Source organism: Pseudomonas sp. QL9 (assembly GCF_041409665.1).
Classification (GTDB): Bacteria; Pseudomonadota; Gammaproteobacteria; order Pseudomonadales; family Pseudomonadaceae; genus Pseudomonas; species Pseudomonas knackmussii.
The window spans coordinates 2,124,131-2,144,154 of sequence record NZ_CP166971.1; the positions used below are offsets into that span (position 1 = coordinate 2,124,131).

Annotated in this window: 20 protein-coding genes; 9 read left to right on the top strand and 11 right to left on the bottom strand. The window is 66.4% G+C overall.

Annotated features, from left to right (window positions below):
- Positions 1 to 149: 149 nt before the first annotated feature.
- The 7 genes from ACA097_RS10105 to bioB form a co-directional block, all read right to left on the bottom strand.
- A complete protein-coding gene (locus ACA097_RS10105; protein WP_371370047.1) occupies positions 150 to 1,955 on the bottom strand; it encodes a phenylacyl-CoA dehydrogenase in 1,806 nt (601 codons plus the stop codon).
- Positions 1,956 to 2,271: 316 nt separating this feature from the next.
- Positions 2,272 to 2,505, bottom strand: a complete 234-nt coding sequence (locus ACA097_RS10110; protein WP_371370048.1) for a hypothetical protein — start codon at positions 2,503 to 2,505, stop codon at positions 2,272 to 2,274.
- 334 nt (positions 2,506 to 2,839) lie between these two features.
- Entirely contained in the window at positions 2,840 to 3,529 is a 690-nt protein-coding gene (gene bioD / locus ACA097_RS10115) for a dethiobiotin synthase (RefSeq protein WP_160285685.1), read from the bottom strand.
- Between the two features lie 52 nt (positions 3,530 to 3,581).
- Positions 3,582 to 4,385, bottom strand: coding sequence for a malonyl-ACP O-methyltransferase BioC (bioC, locus tag ACA097_RS10120; protein WP_371370049.1), 804 nt, complete (start codon positions 4,383 to 4,385; stop codon positions 3,582 to 3,584).
- Positions 4,378 to 5,103 (bottom strand): alpha/beta fold hydrolase, encoded by a 726-nt coding sequence (locus tag ACA097_RS10125; RefSeq protein ID WP_371370050.1) that lies wholly within the window; start codon positions 5,101 to 5,103, stop codon positions 4,378 to 4,380. Before ACA097_RS10125 ends, bioC begins: the two co-directional genes overlap by 8 nt.
- Positions 5,096 to 6,301, bottom strand: coding sequence for an 8-amino-7-oxononanoate synthase (bioF, locus tag ACA097_RS10130; RefSeq protein WP_371370051.1), 1,206 nt, complete (start codon positions 6,299 to 6,301; stop codon positions 5,096 to 5,098). The genes ACA097_RS10125 and bioF overlap by 8 nt, the downstream gene beginning before the upstream one ends.
- Before the next feature lie 100 nt (positions 6,302 to 6,401).
- Positions 6,402 to 7,460, bottom strand: coding sequence for a biotin synthase BioB (gene bioB, locus ACA097_RS10135; RefSeq protein WP_043248765.1), 1,059 nt, complete (start codon positions 7,458 to 7,460; stop codon positions 6,402 to 6,404).
- 220 nt (positions 7,461 to 7,680) lie between these two features.
- Here bioB and ACA097_RS10140 point away from each other — a divergent pair, with 220 nt between their 5' ends.
- From ACA097_RS10140 to rarD, 6 genes are all read left to right on the top strand, one after another.
- Complete coding sequence (locus ACA097_RS10140; protein WP_043248764.1) at positions 7,681 to 7,974, top strand: hypothetical protein; 294 nt, start codon at positions 7,681 to 7,683, stop codon at positions 7,972 to 7,974.
- Between the two features lie 36 nt (positions 7,975 to 8,010).
- The gene (locus ACA097_RS10145; protein WP_371370052.1) at positions 8,011 to 8,742 is read left to right on the top strand and encodes a ComF family protein; all 732 of its coding nucleotides are present in this window, start codon (positions 8,011 to 8,013) and stop codon (positions 8,740 to 8,742) included.
- 94 nt (positions 8,743 to 8,836) lie between these two features.
- Complete coding sequence (locus ACA097_RS10150; RefSeq protein ID WP_371370053.1) at positions 8,837 to 9,601, top strand: TOBE domain-containing protein; 765 nt, start codon at positions 8,837 to 8,839, stop codon at positions 9,599 to 9,601.
- Between the two features lie 81 nt (positions 9,602 to 9,682).
- Complete coding sequence (locus ACA097_RS10155; protein ID WP_371370054.1) at positions 9,683 to 10,129, top strand: substrate-binding domain-containing protein; 447 nt, start codon at positions 9,683 to 9,685, stop codon at positions 10,127 to 10,129.
- Between the two features lie 70 nt (positions 10,130 to 10,199).
- On the top strand, positions 10,200 to 11,174 hold the full coding sequence (locus ACA097_RS10160) for a serine/threonine protein kinase (RefSeq protein WP_371370055.1): 975 nt from the start codon (positions 10,200 to 10,202) through the stop codon (positions 11,172 to 11,174).
- A 199-nt stretch (positions 11,175 to 11,373) separates the two neighbouring features.
- On the top strand, positions 11,374 to 12,258 hold the full coding sequence (rarD, locus tag ACA097_RS10165; RefSeq protein ID WP_043248760.1) for an EamA family transporter RarD: 885 nt from the start codon (positions 11,374 to 11,376) through the stop codon (positions 12,256 to 12,258).
- A 633-nt stretch (positions 12,259 to 12,891) separates the two neighbouring features.
- Here the strand turns inward: rarD and ACA097_RS10170 are convergent.
- Together ACA097_RS10170 and ACA097_RS10175 are read right to left on the bottom strand one after the other, a co-directional pair.
- The gene (locus ACA097_RS10170; RefSeq protein ID WP_043248757.1) at positions 12,892 to 13,410 is read right to left on the bottom strand and encodes a glycine cleavage system protein R; all 519 of its coding nucleotides are present in this window, start codon (positions 13,408 to 13,410) and stop codon (positions 12,892 to 12,894) included.
- Between the two features lie 34 nt (positions 13,411 to 13,444).
- Complete coding sequence (locus tag ACA097_RS10175) at positions 13,445 to 13,894, bottom strand: N-acetyltransferase (RefSeq protein WP_043248755.1); 450 nt, start codon at positions 13,892 to 13,894, stop codon at positions 13,445 to 13,447.
- 293 nt (positions 13,895 to 14,187) lie between these two features.
- Between ACA097_RS10175 and ACA097_RS10180 the strand changes: the two genes are divergently transcribed.
- The 3 genes from ACA097_RS10180 to ACA097_RS10190 all read left to right on the top strand — a co-directional run bounded on the left by ACA097_RS10180 (position 14,188) and on the right by ACA097_RS10190 (position 18,095).
- Entirely contained in the window at positions 14,188 to 16,365 is a 2,178-nt protein-coding gene (locus ACA097_RS10180) for a malate synthase G (RefSeq protein WP_043248753.1), read from the top strand.
- A gap of 137 nt (positions 16,366 to 16,502) precedes the next feature.
- Positions 16,503 to 17,459 carry an SMP-30/gluconolactonase/LRE family protein gene (locus ACA097_RS10185; RefSeq protein WP_371370056.1) on the top strand — a complete coding sequence of 319 codons (957 nt, stop codon included), beginning with the start codon at positions 16,503 to 16,505 and terminating at the stop codon, positions 17,457 to 17,459.
- Positions 17,460 to 17,471: 12 nt separating this feature from the next.
- Positions 17,472 to 18,095, top strand: a complete 624-nt coding sequence (locus tag ACA097_RS10190) for a glutathione S-transferase family protein (protein WP_371370057.1) — start codon at positions 17,472 to 17,474, stop codon at positions 18,093 to 18,095.
- Positions 18,096 to 18,244: 149 nt separating this feature from the next.
- Here the strand turns inward: ACA097_RS10190 and ACA097_RS10195 are convergent, their stop codons facing one another.
- Together ACA097_RS10195 and creD are read right to left on the bottom strand one after the other, a co-directional pair.
- Positions 18,245 to 18,547, bottom strand: a complete 303-nt coding sequence (locus ACA097_RS10195; RefSeq protein WP_160285676.1) for a hypothetical protein — start codon at positions 18,545 to 18,547, stop codon at positions 18,245 to 18,247.
- 11 nt (positions 18,548 to 18,558) lie between these two features.
- Positions 18,559 to 19,938 (bottom strand): cell envelope integrity protein CreD, encoded by a 1,380-nt coding sequence (creD, locus tag ACA097_RS10200; protein WP_371370058.1) that lies wholly within the window; start codon positions 19,936 to 19,938, stop codon positions 18,559 to 18,561.
- Positions 19,939 to 20,024 lie beyond the last annotated feature (86 nt).

Consider the following 20,024-nt stretch of genomic DNA (forward strand, 5'->3'; position numbering starts at 1 on the left):
GGAGTGGGCCGACGCCTCTTCGCGGGCGCGCGGCAAAGTGGCCCAATGATGGCATTTAATCGCTTGCACTGCTTGCCGGGGCGCACAAAAAAGCCCGCCGGAGGCGGGCTTTTGCACTGTGGGGAGGCCGGGTCGCCCCGGCCGCGCCATCAGTAACCGAGGGCGAAATCTTCCTCGGCCAGGTCCATCAGGTTGCTGGCGCCAGACAGCATGGAACCGACATGCGCGCGGGTACGCGGCAGGATGCGCTGGAAGTAGAAGCGCGCGGTCTTCAGCTTGGCCTCGTAGAAGGCGACTTCGCTGGTGCCGGCAGCCAGTTTCTCGGCAGCCAGGCGCGCCATGTCGGCCCAGAAGTAGGCCAGGCAGGCGTAGCCGGAGTACATCAGGTAGTCGACCGAAGCGGCACCAACTTCCTCGCGATCCTTCATGGCAGCCATACCGACCTTCATGGTCAGCTCGCCCCACTCCTTGTTCAGTGCAGCCAGCGGTGCGACGAATTCCTTGACGGCTTCGTTGCCTTCGTTGGCCTGGCAGAACTTGTGCACGATCTTGGTGAAGCCCTTGAGCGCCTCGCCCTGGGTCATCAGGATCTTGCGGCCCAGCAGGTCCAGCGCCTGGACGCCGGTGGTGCCTTCGTACAGGCAGGAGATACGGCTGTCACGCACGTTCTGCTCCATGCCGTGCTCGGCGATGAAGCCGTGGCCACCGAAGATCTGCACGCCATGGTTGGCGGCTTCGAAACCGACTTCGGTCATGAACGCCTTGGCGATCGGCGTGAGGAAGGCCAGCATCGCATCGGCGGCTTTCTTCTGCTCTTCGTCCTGGCTGCGCTGCACGATGTCGACCTGCTTGGCAGCGAAGTACAGCATGGCGCGGTTGCCTTCGGCGAAGGCCTTCATGGTCAGCAGCATGCGGCGCACGTCCGGATGCACGATGATCGGGTCGGCGGCCTTTTCCGGGGCTTTCGGGCCGGTCAGCGAACGCATTTGCAGACGCTCGCGAGCGTAGGCGATGCCACCCTGGAAACCGATTTCGGCGTGGGCCAGGCCTTGCAGCGCGGTACCCAGGCGAGCGGTGTTCATGAAGGTGAACATGCAGTTCAGGCCCTTGTTCGGCGGGCCGATCAGGAAGCCGGTAGCGGCGTCGAAGTTCATCACGCAGGTAGCGTTGCCGTGGATGCCCATCTTGTGCTCGATCGAGCCACAGGAAACGGCGTTGCGCTCACCTACGCCGCCTTCGGCGTTGGGCAGGAACTTCGGCACGATGAACAGCGAGATGCCCTTGGTGCCCTGCGGGGCGTCGGGCAGGCGGGCCAGCACGATGTGGACGATGTTGTCGGCCATGTCGTGTTCGCCAGCGGAGATGAAGATCTTGGTGCCGGTGACCTTGTAGGTGCCGTCAGCCTGCGGCTCGGCCTTGGTGCGCAGCATGCCCAGGTCGGTGCCGCAGTGCGGCTCGGTCAGGCACATGGTGCCGGTCCATTCGCCGGAAACCAGTTTGGTCAGGTAGGTCTGCTGCTGCTCGGGAGTGCCGTGGGCGTGCAGGGTGTTCATGGCGCCGTGGGACAGGCCCGGGTACATGCCCCAGGACCAGTTGGCCTGGCCGACCATCTCGCTGATGGCCATGCCCAGGGACTCCGGCAGGCCCTGGCCGCCGTGCTCGACGTCGTGGGCCAGGCTCGGCCAGCCGCCTTCAACGAATTGCTTGTAGGCCTCTTTGAAGCCGGTCGGGGTCTTAACGCCTTCCGGGCTCCACTGGCAGCCTTCCAGGTCGCCGACGCGGTTCAGCGGAGCGATCACTTGTTCGCAGAACTTGGCACCCTCTTCGAGGATGGCATTCACCATGTCCGGCGTGGCGTCCTGAGCGCCAGGCAGGTTCTGGTAGTGCGCTTCGTAGCCCAGCAGCTCGTCGCGAACGAAACGGATATCACGCAAGGGGGCCTTGTAATCAGGCATAGCGGTAAACCTCTACGAAGGGTTCTGGTTAATGGGCGACCGCTCGTTCGGTCGCTGTGCGGGAGCGTTCCCGGCCGCCCAGTCGATGCGCGTCCGCGCCCCGACTCTCAAACAGGCGTTTGAAACATACGTTTACGCCAAAACCTTGTCAAGCGCGCAGACCGACCGCCCGGTCACGCTCGCGAGCGCGCGTCAGAGCGCCGCCCGGCAAGGGTTTCTGAGAAACAAGTAAAGCGCAGGGCAAGGGCCTCGGTAAGCGAGTGGCCTACCGAAATGCAGAAATTACTGAAGGGAGATTCTGAAGGGCTACGAAACGTCAGACGCTGATGTCGATCAGCGTCCCGAGGGTCTGGTCAGCCACCTGCAGGGTGCGGCTGTTGGCCAGGGCGGCGTACTTGGCCTGTTGCATATCGACGAGCGGCGCGGTCAGGTCATCGGCGCTGGAAGCAGCCGGCTGCGCGGCGAGCCGGGACGCAGCACGGTCGACCTGCTGCAGGCTTCTGTTCAGACCCTGCAGACCGGTGCTGAATGCATTACCGGAGATTTCCATGCTGTTCACTCGTCGAAGGTGAGACCCGGCTGATATTCAAGCAGGATCTCCAGTGATATTCAAAGGCCATTAGGGTCTGATGACGTTTCGGCACGACCGCGACGGCGCCATTTTTTGCGCGGGGCAAGGCACGAGGAGAGCGGTTTGGTCATTCCAAATGAAAGACGAGTAACGCGGCACCGCGCAAAAAAGGGCCCGTCCCTTCGGGTTGCGCGGCAAATTGCGCCATGCGTCGTTGCGGGACTTGGCAAGGGGGCTCCATTCCCGGCGTCCCGCGCCTAGCCTGGCGCAATTTGTCGCGGCAACGCGGCTCGCGACGAAACGCCATCAGCCCCTACTCGGGCAGGTCGAGAATACCCAGGTCGAGGTGGGAGGCCACGGCGAGCGAAGACGGTGCGGATAGGCGCGGCACGCGACCGATGCAGGGCGCCGGCAGGCGTTCGGCGAGGGTCGCGAGGTTTTCTTCCAGGCGCGAGGTGTGCGGGTCGACGATGTTGGCGACCCAGCCTGCCAGTTGCAGGCCATCGCGCAGGATCGCTTCGGCGCTGAGCACCGCATGGTTGATGCAGCCCAGGCGCACGCCGACCACCAGGATCACCGGCAGCCCGAGCGCGATGGCCAGGTCCGACAGGCTCTCTTCGCCCGCCAGCGGCACGCGCCAGCCACCTGCGCCTTCCACCACGGTGAAGTCGGCACCTTTGGCCAGCACATGGCGCACCGGGCCGATCAGGGTTTCCGCGCTCAGCGCCACGCCGACTTCGCGGGCCGCCAGGTGCGGTGCGATGGCCGGCGCGAAGGCGAAGGGATTCACCTCTTCATAGCTCAGCGGCAGGGTGCATTCGTCCAGCAGCGCCAGCGCGTCGCTGTTGCGCAGGCCTTCGGGGCGGCGCTCGCAACCGGAGGCCACCGGCTTGGCCGCTGCCGTGGACAACCCGGCCTGGCGGGCGGCCTGCAGCAGGCCGCAGGCGATGGTGGTCTTGCCGATTTCGGTGTCGGTGCCGGTGATGAAATACGCGTGGGACATGGAATTCCTCAAACAACAATCGCAAGAGCGAGCTAGCGCGCGCCTACGTAGATCAAGCGGGTTTACGCAGGACGGCGTGAACCACCCTGTAGGTTGCCGGCAGGCCCTCGGGCTGACGGAATTGTTCGTAGGCGTCGATCAGCGCACGCACCCGGGCTCGCCCGGTCAGGCCGCCAGGACGCCCCGGGTTGAGGTTGTGCGCGCCGAGCGCCTTGAGTTCGTGGGTCAGGCTGCGCAGGTCGGGGAAGTGCAGCACGCGGTCTTCGGTGAAGAGTTCGAGCACTTCCAATCCGCTGGCGGCGCACTGCGCCTGGTACCCGGCGAACTCGCGGAAGCGGTTCACATGGACGAAGCCGTCCACCGCCTGCCAACTGGCGCGCAGCTCGCCGAGGGTGCCGACGCACAGGCTGCTGAAGGCGAAAACGCCGCCGCCGCGCAGGACCCGCCGTGCTTCGCCGAGCACCGCGCCCAGGTTGGCGCACCACTGGATGGCGAGGCTGGAGAACAGCAGGTCGCAGCAGCCCTCACGCAGCGGCAGACGCTCGGCATCACCGCCGACGAAAGCCCGCGCACCACCGCGCTCGCGAGCGAAACGCAGCATGCCTTCGGCGATATCCACGGCCACGCCTTCGGCAGACGCGAAGCGCTGCTCCAGGGCCCGGCTGAAGTAGCCGGTGCCGCAACCCAGGTCGATCCAGCGCTGCGGCGCCAGCTCGGCAGGCAGGCGTTCGAGCAGGCTGTCGCCTACTCCACGCTGCAGTTCGGCGACCGCGTCGTAGCTCGCAGCCGCGCGGGAGAAGGATGCAGCGACCTGGCGCTTGTCGGGCAGCACGCCATCGGCCGGTAACTCAGACATCGTCGCCCTCGTGAATGAATTGCAGGATGGCCGCGGCCACCTCGTCCGGGCGCTCCAGCGGCAGGCCATGGCTGGCGCCGTCGATGACGGCGACTTCCACGTCCGGCAGAAACTCCAGCAGATCCTGGGCTGCGCGGGCCGGCACCAGTGCGTCGTTGCCGGCGAACAGGTGCAGTTGCGGGCCGGGATAGCGGCTCAGCGCGCCGCGGGTGTCCAGGCTGCCGAGCAGTTGCAGGCCGGCGGACAGCGCCTCGACCTGCGGGGCCGGCATGGCCACCTGCAGCTGCCGCGCCAGGGTGCGGGCATCGCGGGCGCCCTGGCTGACCAGCAGGGTGAAGCGCTTGAGGGTCAGTTCCGGCTCCAGCAGGAAGGCTTCGAAGAAGTCCTCGAAGACGGTGCTGGGCATGGCGTGAGCCCAATCGTCACGCTGGCGGAAACTGGCGTTGGCGGCGCAGGTGATGAGCCCGCGGCAGGACTCGCCGCGGCGTGCGGCCAGTTCGGCGGCGAGCATGCCGCCGAGGGACCAGCCGGCCAGCCAGGCGTCGCGCGGCACCTCGTCGTCGAGGCTGTCCAGCCAGGACGCGGCGTCGCCATCGGCCGGCAGCGGTTCGACGTGCACGGCCAGGTGCGGTGCCTGCTCGCGCAGCGCATCGCACAGCGGCTCCAGCGGCGCGCTGCCCAGGCCCCAGCCCGGCAGCAGGATCAGGTGGTCACGCATCGTCGCCCTCCTCCGCATCTATTTCCGCCAGCAAGCTGCTCGAAACCTGCCGCCAACTCTGCTCCAGCGCTTCGAGCAGGCGATCGACCTGCGCTTCGCTGTGGCTGGCGCTCAGGGTCACGCGCAGGCGGGCGCTGCCGGCCGGCACGGTCGGCGGACGGATGGCGCCGACCAGGATGCCGTGGTCGCGCAGCGCGGCCGACAGCGCCATGGCCTGGCGGCTGCCGCCGATGAGGATCGGCTGGATCGGCGTGGCGCTGTCCATCAGGGTCAGGCCGATGGCTTCGGCACCGCGGCGGAAGCGCTCGATCAGCACGCGCAGGTGCTCGCGGCGCCAGCTTTCGCTGCGCAGCAGCTCCAGGCTCTTCAGCGTCGCGCAGGCCACCGCCGGCGGTTGGCTGGTGGTGTAGATGTACGGGCGGGCGAACTGGATCAGGGTTTCGATCAGCTCCTCGCTGCCGGCGACGAAGGCACCGGCGGTGCCAAACGCCTTGCCCAGGGTGCCGACCAACACGGGCACGTCTTCCTGGCTGAGGCCGAAGTGCTCGACGATGCCGCCGCCGTTATCGCCCAGCGGGCCGAAGCCGTGGGCATCGTCGACCATCACCCAGGCGCCATGGCGTTTCGCCTCGGCACAGAGCGCGGGCAGGTCGGCGAGGTCGCCGTCCATGCTGAACACGCCGTCGGTGACCACCAGGGTGTTGCCCTCGGCCTTGCCGAGGCGCGACGCGAGGCTGGCGGCGTCGTTGTGCAGATAGCGCGAGAAGCGCGCTCCGCTGAGCAGGCCGGCGTCCAGCAGGGAGGCATGGTTGAGGCGGTCTTCCAGGACGGTGTCGCCCTTGCCGACCAGCGCCGTCACCGCGCCCAGGTTGGCCATGTAGCCGGTGGAGAACAGCAGCGCGCGCGGTCGCCCGGTGAATTCGGCGAGCGCCAGCTCCAGTTCGTGGTGCGGGCCGCAATGACCGTTGACCAGGTGCGAAGCGCCACCGCCCACGCCCCAGCGTTCGGCGCCGTCACGCAGCGCAGCGATCACTTCGGGATGATTGGCCAGGCCCAGGTAGTCGTTGGAACAGAAGGCCAGCATCGGCCGGCCGTCGAGGCGCACCAGCGGCCCCTGCGGCGATTCCAGCAGCGGGCGCTGGCGGTAGAGATCGTCCGCCTTGCGCTGGGCAAGACGGGCGGAGAGATCGAAGGACATGCGCAACCCCTTAGCTTCCTCTGTAGGAGCGAGCTTGCTCGCGAATCAGCCCCGCTGCAGGACCTTCGCGAGCAGGCTCGCTCCTACAAAGAAAAGCAGATCAAACCGAGGCGGCGTTGTAGAACAGCTGCGAGTCGCGTTGCTCGACCAGCGCCTGCTCAATGGCGGCCTGGTGCACTTCGTCGGCGTGCTCTTCACGCTCTTCGGGCTTGATGCCGAGGCGGGCGAACAGCTGCATGTCCTTCTCGGCCTGCGGGTTCTTGGTGGTCAGCAGTTTCTCGCCGTAGAAGATCGAGTTGGCGCCAGCCATGAAGGCCAGGGCCTGCATCTGCTCGTTCATCTGCTCGCGGCCGGCGGACAGGCGCACGTGGGATTTCGGCATCATGATCCGCGCTACCGCCAGGGTGCGGATGAAGTCGAACGGATCGACGTCCTTCTCTTCGGCCAGCGGGGTGCCCTTGACCTTGACCAGCATGTTGATCGGCACCGACTCCGGGTGCTCCGGCAGGTTGGCCAGCTGGATCAGCAGGCCGGCGCGGTCGTCCACCGACTCGCCCATGCCGAGGATGCCGCCGGAGCAGATCTTCATCCCCGCCTCGCGCACGTAGGCCAGGGTCTGCAGGCGCTCGCTGTAGGTGCGGGTGGTGATGATGTTGCCGTAGAACTCCGGCGAGGTGTCGAGGTTGTGGTTGTAGTAGTCCAGGCCGGCTTCGGCCAGCGCCTGGGTCTGCTCCTGGTCCAGGCGACCGAGGGTCATGCAGGTTTCCAGGCCGAGCTTCTTCACGCCTTTCACCATCTCCAGGACATAGGGCATGTCCTTGGCCGACGGGTGCTTCCAGGCCGCGCCCATGCAGAAGCGGGTGGAGCCGATGGCCTTGGCCTCGGCGGCCGCCTCCAGCACCTTCTGCACTTCCATCAGTTTTTCCTTGTCCAGGCCGGTGTTGTAGTGGCCGGACTGCGGGCAGTACTTGCAGTCTTCCGGGCAGGCGCCGGTCTTGATCGACAGCAGGGTCGAGACCTGCACGCGGTTCGGATCGAAGTGCGCACGGTGCACCGTCTGCGCCTGGAACAGCAGGTCATTGAAGGGCTGCTCGAAGAGCGCGCGGACCTCGGCGAGAGTCCAGTCATGACGGGTGGCGACGGATGCGGTTGCACTCATGGGGAAAATCCTTGGACGCTGGAGGGCGCCTCGTTGTTCTCGGACAGCACGCGGGGCGCGCGACGGATCAGGCTTTCGAGGCATCATATGTAAGCCTTGGTCGCTGTCAACCAAGTTAAAGTCACAGGTCGACAAGTGATCAATTATTGATCACTTACTGATTGACCTGCAGGCAATCCGCCACCTCACCAGCAGCATCGATCGGGAACCCCAGGCACCCATGGCAACAGAAGGCGTCTTCGACTGGCTCGGCCAGACTGTCGGCAAGATCATCCGCTTCCTCGTCGAATTCCTCTCCGGGTTCCTCGGCATGATCTGGGGCGCCATGGACGCGTTCCTCCACGGTATGGCCAAGGCCATCGGCATGGACGTCTCGATCTTCAGCTTCGTCCTACTCTTCGTCGGCCTGCTGCTTCTCTACAGTGGCGTCCGCGCCCTGCTGCGGCGCTCGATCTTCGGCGGGCTGATACTCACCTTCCTCGGGCTCATCGTGATGAGCTGGCTGATCCACTGAGTCTCCCGCCGCCTCCCACCCGCCAGGAGGCCGCGGATGCACTTCTCTCGACTCATCGGGCGCTTGCGCCCACGCTGGACCTTCCCGCGCCCGGACTGCCTGCTCTGCGGCGGCGTCGCACACGGCTCCGACCTGCCGCTGTGCGCGGGCTGCGAGGCGGACCTGCCCTGGCTTAGCGGGCGTTGCCCGCGCTGCGCGCTGCCGCTGCCGACCCAGGGTCTGGACTGCGGCGGCTGCCTGCGCCGACCACCGGCGTTCGCCCACACCGAGGCGCCCTGGCACTACGGGTTTCCCCTCGACAGCCTGATCCCCGCCTTCAAGCACCACGGCGACCGGCCAATGGGACGCCTGCTCGGCAGCCTGCTCGCGCGGCATCTGCAGCATTCCTACAGCGAGGGCCTGGCGGTTCCGGACCTGCTGCTGCCGGTGCCGTTGTCCGCCCGCCGTCAGCGCCAGCGTGGGTTCAACCAGGCGCAACTGCTCGCCCGCTGGCTGGCCCGCGACCTGCGGCTGGCCTACGCCGATCCGCTGCGTCGGGTCCTGGACACCCCGCCACAGCAAGGCCTGGACGCAGCGGCCCGCAAGCGCAACCTGCGCCATGCTTTCACTGTGGATACCCCGGCCTCCCTGCGCGGTCGCCACCTGGCGCTGGTGGACGACGTGCTGACCACCGGCACTACCGCCGACACCCTTTCAGCCCTGCTTCTGCGGGCCGGGGCCCGGCGGGTCGACGTCTACTGCCTGGCGCGCACGCCCAAGCCTGGCTGACTCGACCGGCGCACACGCCCGGCGGATTCCGCTTGCCTTTTCCCGACGAGCGCACCAGCCTCGCCTGATTCCAACACCAACAAAAACGATGTCCATGACCACCCTCAGCCTGCTGACCCAGCACGTCACCCGCCGCCCGCAACGCATCGCCCTGCTCGCCCAGATCGCCCTGCTCGGTTCCATCACCCAGGCCGCCAAGGCCGCCGGAATGAGCTACAAGACCGCCTGGGATGCGGTGGACGAGCTCAACAACCTGGCCGAGCGTCCGCTGGTGGAGCGCAGTGTCGGCGGCAAGGGCGGCGGCGGCGCGCGCCTGACCCCGGCCGGCGAACGCCTGCTGGCGCTCTACCAGCGCCTGGAGGTGCTGCGCGAGCGGATGCTCGAGTCAGTCGAGCAGGAAGAGGACCTGGAGCTGATCGGCCGCCTGATGATGCGCACCAGCGCGCGCAACCAGCTGCACGGGCGCGTCTGCGGCATCGAGGAGCAAGGCCTGAACGACCTGATCACCATCGAACTCCCTGGTGGCGCCCACATCCGCGCGAGGGTTACTCGCGAGAGCACCGAGAAGCTGGAGCTGCGCGAGGGTCGGCCGGTGATCGCGCTGATGAAGGCCGGCTGGCTCTACATCGACCTGCCGAAGATCGAATGCCCCCAAGGACTCAACGCGCTGGAGGGGCGTATCGAAGAAATCCGCGAGTCCGGCGACGGCCCCTGCGAAGTGCGCATCCAGTTGCCCAGCGGCCAGACGCTGTGCGCGCTGGTCGACCAGGAGCGCATCGACATCCTGCGTCTGGCCACCGGCGACACCGTGCGCGCGCAGTTCTCCCCGGCCCAGGTGATCCTCGGCACCCCGCTCTGAAAAAAGCCTGCCGCATGTCAATGGAGGCCCGAGGGATCGGCGTTTCAATGCGCCAATCCCACTTGCCACCGGAGCCGCGCCATGCGCCTTCCCACCCTCCTCTGCCTGAGCCTGCTGGCCTTGCCTGGCCTGTCGCAGGCCACCCCTGACGTCCTGCGCGTCGCCAGCGCCCACCAACCCATGCCGCTGCTGGAAAGCCTGGTGGACCAGTACCAGCTGGACACCGGCAACAAGGTGCTGCTCATCGAGGGCAATGACACCGAGTTGGGCGGGGAAATCGCCCAGGGTGCCGCCTTCGACATGTTCTTCCCGGATGACCAGGCAGCTGCCGCGCAACTGCACGCCAATGGGCGCGGAGAAGCACCCGCCACCTACGCCTGCGACGCACAGGCGCGGCGATACCTGGTGCTGGTCGAAGGCCCCCGTCACGCATTGGCCGAGCGCTTCATCGTCTACCTGCGCCAGCATCCGGAGGCACTGCGCCAGGCCGGCTACGCGCTGCCCGGGGAAGGTAGCTGCATGCGCTGAGGCGAGAGGGTTCGGCAAGTGGCGGAGGGCCGCGTAGACTAGAGGGCCGCTCAACCTTCGGACGCCCGCCATGTCGCACCCCTTCTCCGCCCTCACCCCCGACCTGGTCCTCGATGCGGTGGAGAGCCTCGGTTACCTCAGCGATGCCCGCGTCCTGGCGCTGAACAGCTACGAGAACCGCGTCTACCAGGTCGGCATCGAAGGCGAGCAGCCGCTGATCGCCAAGTTCTACCGCCCCGGCCGCTGGAGCGACGAGGCCATCCGCGAGGAGCACGCCTTCAGCGCCGAGCTGGAAGAATGCGAGGTGCCGGTAGTGGCACCGCTGAACCGCGATGGCGAAACCCTCTTCGAATTCGCCGGTTTCCGCTTCGCCCTCTTCCCCCGCCGCGGCGGCCGCGCCCCGGAGCCGGGGAACCTCGACCAGCTCTACCGCCTCGGCCAACTGCTCGGCCGCCTGCACGCGGTTGGTGCGACGCGCCCCTTCGCCCACCGCGAAAGCCTGACTGTGGACAACTTCGGCCACGAATCCCTGGCCACCCTGTTGAACGGCAACTTCGTGCCGAAGAGCCTGCTGCCGGCCTACGAATCGGTCGCGCGCGACCTGCTCAAGCGCCTCGACGGCCTGTTTGCCGAGAACCGCTACACACCGATCCGCCTGCACGGCGACCTGCACCCGGGCAACCTGCTGTGCCGCGACGACGTCTACCACATGGTCGACCTCGACGATTGCCGCATGGGCCCGGCCGTGCAGGACCTGTGGATGATGCTGGCCGGCGAGCGCCAGGAGCGCCTCGGGCAGCTTTCGGAGCTGATCGACGGCTACCAGGAATTCCACGACTTCGATGCCCGCGAGCTGCCGCTCATCGAAGGCCTGCGCGCCCTGCGCCTGATGCACTACAGCGCCTGGCTGGCGCGCCGCTGGGACGACCCGGCGTTCCCGCCGAGCTTCCCCTGGTTCGGCAGCGAGCGTTACTGGGGCGAACAGGTGCTGGTGCTGCGCGAGCAACTGGCGGCGCTGGACGAGGAGCCGTTGCGGCTGTTCTGAACGCTTCACTGGGCTCCCGCGTTCGCGGGAATGACGAGGTTAGGCGTCCCCCCCGCGAACGCGGGGACCTAGAAGTCCGTAAAACCTTCGTTACGCCCTTCTCCTCCGCCACCCCGCCGGCAAACCTGAACACACAGACAACTCCGGGCGCCGCACCTAAAATCCCCCGGCCTTCCTCTTTCTGCCTCAAGGACGTTCCATGGCCACCGCCAATCCCCGCCGGGGATACGCACTGGGTTTGACCGCCTACGTGATCTGGGGACTCTTCCCGATCTACTTCAAACTGCTCGAACGCATCCCGGCGCTGGAAATCATCACCCACCGCGCCATCTGGTCCGCCCTGTTCGGCGCCGCCCTGCTGCTGGTGTGGAAGCATCCGGGCTGGTGGCGCGAGCTGCGCGAGAACCCGCGACGCATCGCCGTGCTCGGCGCCAGCGGCCTGCTGATCGCCAGCAACTGGCTGGTCTATGTCTGGGCGGTGAACAACGGGCACATGCTCGAAGCGAGCCTGGGCTACTACATCAACCCGCTGATCAACGTGCTGCTGGGCATGCTGTTCCTGCGCGAACGCCTGCGCCCGTTGCAGTGGGTCGCAGTGGCCCTGGCCGCCCTCGGTGTGGCCCAGCAGGTCTGGCAATTGGGCAACCTGCCATGGGTTTCTCTGGTGCTGGCGCTGACCTTCGGCTTCTACGGCCTGATCCGCAAGCAGGCACCGGTCGCCGCGCTGCCCGGCCTGGTGGTGGAAACCTGGATGCTGCTGCCGCTGGCCCTCGGCTGGCTGCTGCTGTTCGCCGACGGCCCGAGCGTGCACGCGGACTTCTGGACCTCCTCGCAGGCACTCTGGCTGGTCGCTGCCGGCCCTATCACCCTGGTGCCGCTGGTGAGCTTCAACGCCGCCGCACGCCACCTGCCCTACGCGACCCTGGGCTTCCTGCAGTACCTGGCGCCGACCCTGGTGCTGCTGCAGGCCGTGCTGCTCTTCGACGAGCACCTGAGCCCGGCGCGCCTGGTCTCTTTCGGCTTCATCTGGCTGGCCTTGCTGGTCTACAGCGTGGATATCTTCTACCGCCTGCGCCGCGACTGATCATTTCTCGACCAACCCTCTGCAGACCCCGCGCAGCAAGGTCTGCAGAGGATTACCCGAAGCTTTTCCACAAGCTCTTCCAATGTCGACGGGGATAACCGCACCCTGGGCGACACGCCATACACAGCCCGCTACTCCATCACCGCAGCTGTTCAAATATCGTCCAACAAGCTACAGACCCCGCCACTCAAGGCGTCTAGCGTTTCACCCAGGGGTTTTCCACAGACGCATCCCCGGCTTTTGTGTATGTGCTGAAGCGCCCTGTCCGTTTTTTGATCAACCAACTACAAGCCACGAACAACGGGGCCTGCAGCCAACCATGCAAAAGTTGCCCACAGCTCGATCCACGGATTTTGTGGGAAGCGGTGGAGAAGCCGGCAAGGCAACTTCGACGAGATAGATTGAGCGGAATTCGATCAGCCGCGTAGAAGCCACGGCAGGCGGGGCATTACAGAGGGTATCCACAGGTCGCCAACAGAGGCGCCCACGGGAATTGTGCGCAAGGCGGGCTACCTGATGACCCGCCCTGTGCAAAACCATTCACAGCTTCAGATCAAGGACTGCAAGGGACTCCGCAATCCATTCAACAACTGCCAACAGACTTATCCACAGAAAGCCTCGGATTCGGGTGCTTCACTCGTCCTTGTGGATATTCAGTTCCACCATGAGGTCGTCCGCCAGTTCCTCGAGACGCGACTGCAGCAGGTCGAGGGAGAGGGTCAGCGGCACCGCCAACAGGGCATCGGCGTGGAACAGCGGCTCGCCGCTCATTGGTGCCGGCAGCACTTCGGTGTGCAGGCGTTCGAGGTTGACCCCGTGTTCGGCCAGCAGGCGGGTGATGTCGCGGACGATGCCCGGGCGGTCGTTGCCCACCAGGTCGAGGTGGATCGGCTTCCAGTTGCACGCCGGGTCGATGCCGCTGTCGGCCAGCATCACCCGGATGCCGTGGTCGGCCAGTTCCTGCAGGCCTTCCACCAGTTCGTCATACCCCTCGGCAGGGACCGCTACGCGCAGGATCCCGGCGAACTGTCCGGCCATCCGCGACATGCGGCTCTCCAGCCAGTTGCCGCCGTGCGCGGCGATGCACTGGGCGACCCGCTCGACCAGACCCGGCTGGTCCGCGGCGATGACCGTGAGAACAAGATGATTCATGGCAGTCTCCTCCAAGGGCACAAGAAAGCCGGGCTCAGCCCGCCAGGTCCAGCCAGTAGGTGTAGAACTTCTCGTCACGCTTGTAGCCGAGCCGCTCGTAGAGAGACTGGCCGGCGTGATTGGTTTTCGCCGTTTCCAGCATCAGGCCGCAGGCCCCGGTGGCTTCGGCGTGGGCACGGGCAGCGTTCATCAGTGCCTCGCCATAGCCATCGCGACGAGCAGCGGGCATGACGTAGAGGTCGCTGACCAGCCATGACGGGCGCAAGGCCAGGGAAGCAAACAGCGGATAGAGCTGCACGAATCCTACTGCCAGGCCATCGATGCTGCGGGCGAGGAAGACCGTCGACTCGCCCCGCTCGATGCGGGGCTTGAGGAAGGCGCGGATGTCGGCATCGGGGGCTGGGACTTCGTAGAAGTCGAGGTATCCGGAAAACAGCGGGACCAGCTCATCGAGATCGGCGGTGGTGGCAAGCGACACGGACATGCGGGGTTCTCCAGGGTGAGAGCGAAGTATAGGCACGCCGAAGATAGCCGGCTGCGACGGGCTGCCACAGATACCCGGAAGGGTTAAGCGTGTACAGTTCGAAGATTTATCTGGAACAATCTATAAGAATTTTGCGAACATTATTGCTGCTACGTGACTGAGATGCGTTCTTTGGTCTAACCGCGACGCAAGCCCACTGATTTTTCCCACGGCATCATGTAGTATTCCGCGGCTCGGACTACAAGGCGTTTTGCCTGTGTCCAGAGCTGGTCCTGAGCAGAGTGAGGCAAGCAATGACTGAACGCGTTCAAGTCGGTGGCCTGCAGGTCGCCAAAGTCCTGTTCGACTTCGTGAACAACGAAGCCATTCCCGGAACCGGCATCGATGCCGGCAAGTTCTGGGCGGGTGTGGAAGCCGTGATCAACGATCTGGCCCCCAAGAACAAAGCCCTGCTCGCCAAGCGCGACGACCTCCAGGCGAAGATCGACGGCTGGCACCAGGCTCGCGCCGGTCAGCCGCACGATGCGGTCGCCTACAAGGCCTTCCTGCAGGAAATCGGTTACCTGCTGCCGGAAGCTGCTGACTTCCAGGCCAGCACCCAGAACGTCGACGAAGAAATCGCCCGCATGGCCGGCCCGCAGCTGGTAGTGCCGGTGATGAACGCGCGTTTCGCCCTGAACGCCTCCAACGCCCGCTGGGGTTCGCTGTACGACGCGCTGTACGGCACCGACGTGATCAGCGAAGAGAACGGCGCCGAGAAAGGCAAGGGCTACAACAAGGTCCGCGGCGACAAGGTGATCGCCTTCGCCCGCGCCTTCCTCGATGAGGCCGCGCCGCTGGAAGGCGCCTCCCACGTCGACGCCACCGCCTACACCGTGAAGAACGGTGCCCTGGTAGTGACCCTGAAGAACGGCAGCGAAACCGGCCTGAAGAACGCCGCGCAGTTCATCGCCTTCCAGGGCGACGCTGCCAAGCCGAAAGCCGTACTGCTCAAGCACAACGGCCTGCACTTCGAAATCCAGATCGACCCGACCAGCCCGATCGGCCAGACCGACGCCGCTGGCGTGAAAGACGTCCTGATGGAGTCCGCGCTGACCACCATCATGGACTGCGAAGACTCGGTCGCCGCCGTCGATGCCGACGACAAGGTCGTGGTCTACCGCAACTGGCTGGGCCTGATGAAGGGCGACCTGGCTGAGGAAGTCAGCAAGGGCGGCAGCACCTTCACCCGCACCATGAACCCCGACCGCGTCTACACCAAGGCCGACGGTTCCGAGCTGACCCTGCACGGCCGCTCCCTGCTGTTCGTGCGCAACGTCGGCCACCTGATGACCAACCCGGCGATCCTCGATGCCCAGGGCAACGAAGTGCCCGAAGGTATCCAGGACGGCCTGTTCACCAGCCTGATCGCCGTTCACAACCTGAATGGCAACACCAGCCGCAAGAACAGCCGCACCGGCAGCGTCTACATCGTGAAGCCGAAGATGCACGGCCCGGAAGAAGTGGCCTTCGCCGCCGAGATCTTCAGCCGCGTCGAAGACCTGCTCGGTCTGCCGCGCAACACCCTGAAGGTCGGCATCATGGACGAAGAGCGCCGCACCACCGTCAACCTGAAGGCCTGCATCAAGGCCGCCGCCGAGCGCGTGGTGTTCATCAACACCGGCTTCCTCGACCGCACCGGTGACGAGATCCACACCTCCATGGAAGCCGGCGCCATGGTGCGCAAGGGCGCCATGAAGACCGAGAAGTGGATCGGCGCGTACGAGAACAGCAACGTCGACATCGGCCTGGCTACCGGCCTGCAAGGCAAGGCGCAGATCGGCAAGGGCATGTGGGCCATGCCCGACCTGATGGCCGGCATGCTCGAGCAGAAGATCGCCCACCCGCTGGCCGGCGCCAACACCGCCTGGGTACCGTCGCCGACCGCGGCCACCCTGCACGCGCTGCACTACCACAAGGTCGACGTGTTCGCCCGCCAGGCCGAACTGGCCAAGCGCGCACCGGCCTCGATCGACGACATCCTGACCATCCCGCTGGCACCGAACACCAACTGGACCGCGGAAGAGATCAAGAACGAGATCGACAACAACGCCCAGGGCATCCTCGGCTATGTCGTGCGCTGGATCGACCAGGGCGTCGGTTGCTCCAAGGTGCCGGACATCAACGATGTCGGCCTGATGGAAGACCGCGCCACCCTGCGTATCTCCAGCCAGCTGCTGGCCAACTGGCTGCGCCACGGCGTGATCACCCAGGAGCAGGTCGTCGAGAGCCTCAAGCGCATGGCCAGCGTGGTCGACCGGCAGAACGCCAACGACCCGCTGTACCGCCCGATGGCGCCGAACTTCGACGACAACGTGGCCTTCCAGGCCGCGCTGGAGCTGGTAGTCGAGGGCACCAAGCAGCCCAATGGCTACACCGAGCCGGTGCTGCACCGTCGTCGTCGCGAATTCAAGGCCAAGAACGGCCTGTAATCCGCGCCAGCTGACACAGAAAACCGCCCCTCGGGGCGGTTTTTTCATTCAGGGGCTCGCAACGACCCCGGCGTTCGCGTCCTGGCGCACGGCGCGCTACAGTGCGCCTTCCAACGGCCACGCCCGGGAGCCCCCCAATGCAACACCGTTTGCGTCTTCTCCCCGCCCTGCTCGGCGTCCTGCTGAGCGCCACCGCCCACGCCGCCGATCCCCAATACTTCCCTCTGAGCCGTGGCGTGACTCCCGCCGCCATCGCGCTGCTGGACGACGGCCGCCTGTGGTACGTCTCCGCGGGCACCGGCTCGCTGGGCCGGCTCGATCCGCAGAGCGGGCAGGACGAGCAGGTCAGCCTCGGCAAAGGCTCGCTGCCGCGCGCCGTGATAGCCGGCGCCGACGGCTCGGCCTGGGTCGCCGACAGCGGCCTCAACGCCATCGTCCGGGTCGATCCGGAGCGCCTGGGCACCGAAGTCATCCGCCTGCCGGACAACGCCCCCGACGCCGGCCTGGACAGCATCGTGCAGGACGACGACGACGAGATCTGGTTCACCGGCGAGAACGGCTACTTCGGCCGCCTCGACCCCGACAGCCGCCAGCTGCAGGTGTGGCAGGCGCCAGGCGGCAAAGGCCCGCATGGCCTGGCGGTGACGCCCGACGGCCAGGTCTGGTACGTCTCCAGCGACGACAACAGCATCAACCACATCGACACCCTGAGCGGCAGCGTCACCCGCTACCCGCTGCCCGTGGCGAACAGCGCCCCGCTGCAACTGGGCGCCGATTCCATCGGCCGGCTCTGGATCAGCCAGAGCGGCAACGGCCAGCTGAGCCGCTTCGATCCCAGCGACGGCAGCTGGCAGCACTGGCCGCTGCCCGGCGCCCAGGCGCAACCCTGCGCGATCTTCGTCGACAGCATGGATCGCGTCTGGCTGAGCGACATCGCCGGCAACGCCATCCTGCGCTTCGACCCGCAGAGCGCACGCTTCACTTCTTATCCCAGCGACCGCGCGGACGCCCGCGTGCGCCAGCTGACCGGCCGTCCCGGCGCGGTCTGGGGCGCCGAATCCGGCACCGACCGCCTGCTGGTCATCCGCGAATAACGAGGACACCCGATGAGCGCTTCACTGACCCTGTTCCACTCCCCCGCCTCGCCCTTCGTGCGCAAGGTCCTGGTGCTGCTGCACGAGACCGGCCAGCTCGACAAGGTGCAACTGCAGGCGGCCAGCCTGAGCCCCGTCAGCCCGGACGCGGCGGTCAACGCCTGCAACCCGGCGGGCAAGATTCCCGCACTGCGCCTGCCCGACGGCCAGGCGCTGTACGACAGCCGAGTGATCCTCGACTACCTCGACCAGCGACATGCAGGCGAGCCGCTGATCCCGCGCGAAGGCCCGGCCCGCTGGCGCCGCCTGACCCTCGCCGCGCTGGCCGACGCCATCCTCGACGCGGCGGTACTGAGCCGCTACGAAAGCGTCGCGCGCCCCGAGGAGAAACGCTGGGATGGCTGGCTGGACGGCCAACGGCAGAAGATCGAGCGCAGCCTCGCCTACTTCGAGAACGAAGCCAGCGAGGAACTGCAGGGGCGTTTCGACATAGCCGCCATTGGCGTGGCGTGTGTCTTCGGTTACCTCGACTTCCGCTTCGCCGATTGGGACTGGCGCAGCCGCTACCCGAAACTCGCCGCCTGGTACGCCGAGGCGGCGAAGCGTCCGTCCATGCAGTCCACCCAACCCGCATGACTCCGTTCGCGAGCAAGCTCGCTCCTACAGGACCGACCCGCTCTTCATAGGAGCGAGCTTGCTCGCGAACCTCCATCGCCCCCTCACAAACAGCCACGCAATCCTCTTTGCCAACCGCCGCCCAGCGCGGCGCTCCTCGCGCAAACCGCTCACCGCCGTGCTCCCAGGTAGTACAGCGGCAGCGCGATCAGCACGCCGAGTTGGGCGAAGCCGACACAGAGTTCCAGGAACGAGCGGACATGCGGATTGTGCGCCGCGTCATGGGCACCGCTCAGGCCATCCCAGAACCCCGTCGGCGGCAGCTCCAGCGCCAGCCAGGCCAGCGGTTTGCCGGTGGCCGCCAACCAGGCGACCAGCTCGAAGTGGCCGACCAGCATCAGCAGCGGCAAGGCCATCACGGCGAGCAACAGGCCGCAGAACAGGCAGAGGGTGAAACGCATCGGTGCGGACATGGCGTTCTCCTTCAGCCCACGCGGCTCACTTCATCGAGGGAAAACTGTGGCGCTTCCGGCTGCCGGCCGACGCCGTACCAGTCCAGGCGACGGGTCAGCGCCATGACGCCAGCCAGAACCGCGAAGAGCAGCAACGAGCCCATCAGCAGCGCGTAATCCTCAGCGCGCAGCAGGCCGTAGAGCGCCCCGTAGAGCAGCGCCAGCCCAAAGGCGAAGGCACAACCGCGCAGGACGCTATGCAGCACCGTGCTGAGGTAGAAGCCGATCAGGGCGACGCAGGCGCCGGCGGACGCCAGGTAAGCCAGTTCGAAGCCGATGTGCTCGGTTAGCGACAGCAGCAGCAGCAGGTAGAACAGTGCCAGGGCCAGGCCGACCAATGCGTACTGCACCGGGTGCAGCGCCAGGCCCTTGAGCACCTCGAAAAGGAAGAAGCCGGCGAAGGTCAGGCCGATGAACAGCAGGGCGTACTTCAAGGCGCGATCGGCCTTGAGGTACTGGTCCACCGGGTCGATCAGGCTGACGCCGAAGCTACGCCCCTGGAACGCATTGCAGTTCTTCTCACCCACGCAGTCCTTCAGCGCATCTTCCATGCCGCTGGCGAAGAAGCTGGTACGCCAGTTCGCAGTGAAGCCCTTGGCATCGACGCTGCGCTCGGTCGGCAGGTATTCGCCGTCGAAGCTCGGGTGGGGCCAGTCGGCGCTCAGGTTGACCTGGCTTTCACGACCGACCGGAGCGATCGCCAGCCGCGAGCTGCCGAGCAGGTTGAGGTCGAAGCCGTAGTCGAAGCGCTGCTCGGTGCTACTGGGCGCGATCGGCAGGGCGACATGCAGGCCATCGCCGAGCAGGCGCTCGCCGCTGCCGGCGGCGAAGTCCAGCTGCCGGCCGCCGAACGCGAGCCTGGGCACATTCTGGATGCCGCGCACGTCGCTGATGCCTACCGCGAGGAAGGGCTGCTCGAAGCGATAGCTGTCCAGGTCCTCGCTGATGCCGTAGTTGGCCGGCACCACGAAGCCACCCTGGATGCGGCTTTGCGCATGGTACAGACGCGCCTCGTAGATGCCGCGATGACGCAACTCGGTGGTCAGGTTGCCGTCGACCACGAAGCGCTCCGGCAGGAAGTACAGCCGACCGCGCTTTTCCCGGCGCACCTGTACGTGGGTGTCGGTCTTCTCGTCGTGCCGCCACTCCAGCACGCTGCGCACATAGGGCACGACCAGCAGCGGACCGCTCAGGCGCTGTTCGTAAGCCGAGCTTCGGGCGATGTCCTGCAGCACGCCATCGCGGTAGGCCTGTCGCTCGCCGACCAGGCCGTCGATCATCAGCAGGGGAATGAGCAGCAGGAGCATGAGAACGGCGATGGCGCCGAGCTTGATGAGCAGGGGGCGATTCATGGGGCCTCTCCGGGCGATTGTGGATGCCGGAGAGTCTGCGCGGCCTCTGTGGGGCGTCCGTGGCGCTTCGGTGGGGACTTCGTGGG

Coding starts and splice junctions, on each gene's coding strand:
- ACA097_RS10185 (WP_371370056.1), top strand. CDS start 16,503: ATGCAACACCGTTTGCGTCTTCTCCCCGCCCTGCTCGGCGTCCTGCTG.
- ACA097_RS10175 (WP_043248755.1), bottom strand. CDS start 13,894: ATGTCCGTGTCGCTTGCCACCACCGCCGATCTCGATGAGCTGGTCCCG.
- ACA097_RS10110 (WP_371370048.1), bottom strand. CDS start 2,505: ATGGAAATCTCCGGTAATGCATTCAGCACCGGTCTGCAGGGTCTGAAC.
- ACA097_RS10190 (WP_371370057.1), top strand. CDS start 17,472: ATGAGCGCTTCACTGACCCTGTTCCACTCCCCCGCCTCGCCCTTCGTG.
- ACA097_RS10140 (WP_043248764.1), top strand. CDS start 7,681: ATGGCAACAGAAGGCGTCTTCGACTGGCTCGGCCAGACTGTCGGCAAG.
- bioC (WP_371370049.1), bottom strand. CDS start 4,385: ATGTCTGAGTTACCGGCCGATGGCGTGCTGCCCGACAAGCGCCAGGTC.
- ACA097_RS10105 (WP_371370047.1), bottom strand. CDS start 1,955: ATGCCTGATTACAAGGCCCCCTTGCGTGATATCCGTTTCGTTCGCGAC.
- ACA097_RS10160 (WP_371370055.1), top strand. CDS start 10,200: ATGTCGCACCCCTTCTCCGCCCTCACCCCCGACCTGGTCCTCGATGCG.
- bioB (WP_043248765.1), bottom strand. CDS start 7,460: ATGAGTGCAACCGCATCCGTCGCCACCCGTCATGACTGGACTCTCGCC.
- bioD (WP_160285685.1), bottom strand. CDS start 3,529: ATGTCCCACGCGTATTTCATCACCGGCACCGACACCGAAATCGGCAAG.
- creD (WP_371370058.1), bottom strand. CDS start 19,938: ATGAATCGCCCCCTGCTCATCAAGCTCGGCGCCATCGCCGTTCTCATG.
- ACA097_RS10170 (WP_043248757.1), bottom strand. CDS start 13,410: ATGAATCATCTTGTTCTCACGGTCATCGCCGCGGACCAGCCGGGTCTG.
- ACA097_RS10125 (WP_371370050.1), bottom strand. CDS start 5,103: ATGCGTGACCACCTGATCCTGCTGCCGGGCTGGGGCCTGGGCAGCGCG.
- ACA097_RS10155 (WP_371370054.1), top strand. CDS start 9,683: ATGCGCCTTCCCACCCTCCTCTGCCTGAGCCTGCTGGCCTTGCCTGGC.
- ACA097_RS10195 (WP_160285676.1), bottom strand. CDS start 18,547: ATGTCCGCACCGATGCGTTTCACCCTCTGCCTGTTCTGCGGCCTGTTG.
- rarD (WP_043248760.1), top strand. CDS start 11,374: ATGGCCACCGCCAATCCCCGCCGGGGATACGCACTGGGTTTGACCGCC.
- ACA097_RS10180 (WP_043248753.1), top strand. CDS start 14,188: ATGACTGAACGCGTTCAAGTCGGTGGCCTGCAGGTCGCCAAAGTCCTG.
- bioF (WP_371370051.1), bottom strand. CDS start 6,301: ATGTCCTTCGATCTCTCCGCCCGTCTTGCCCAGCGCAAGGCGGACGAT.
- ACA097_RS10145 (WP_371370052.1), top strand. CDS start 8,011: ATGCACTTCTCTCGACTCATCGGGCGCTTGCGCCCACGCTGGACCTTC.
- ACA097_RS10150 (WP_371370053.1), top strand. CDS start 8,837: ATGACCACCCTCAGCCTGCTGACCCAGCACGTCACCCGCCGCCCGCAA.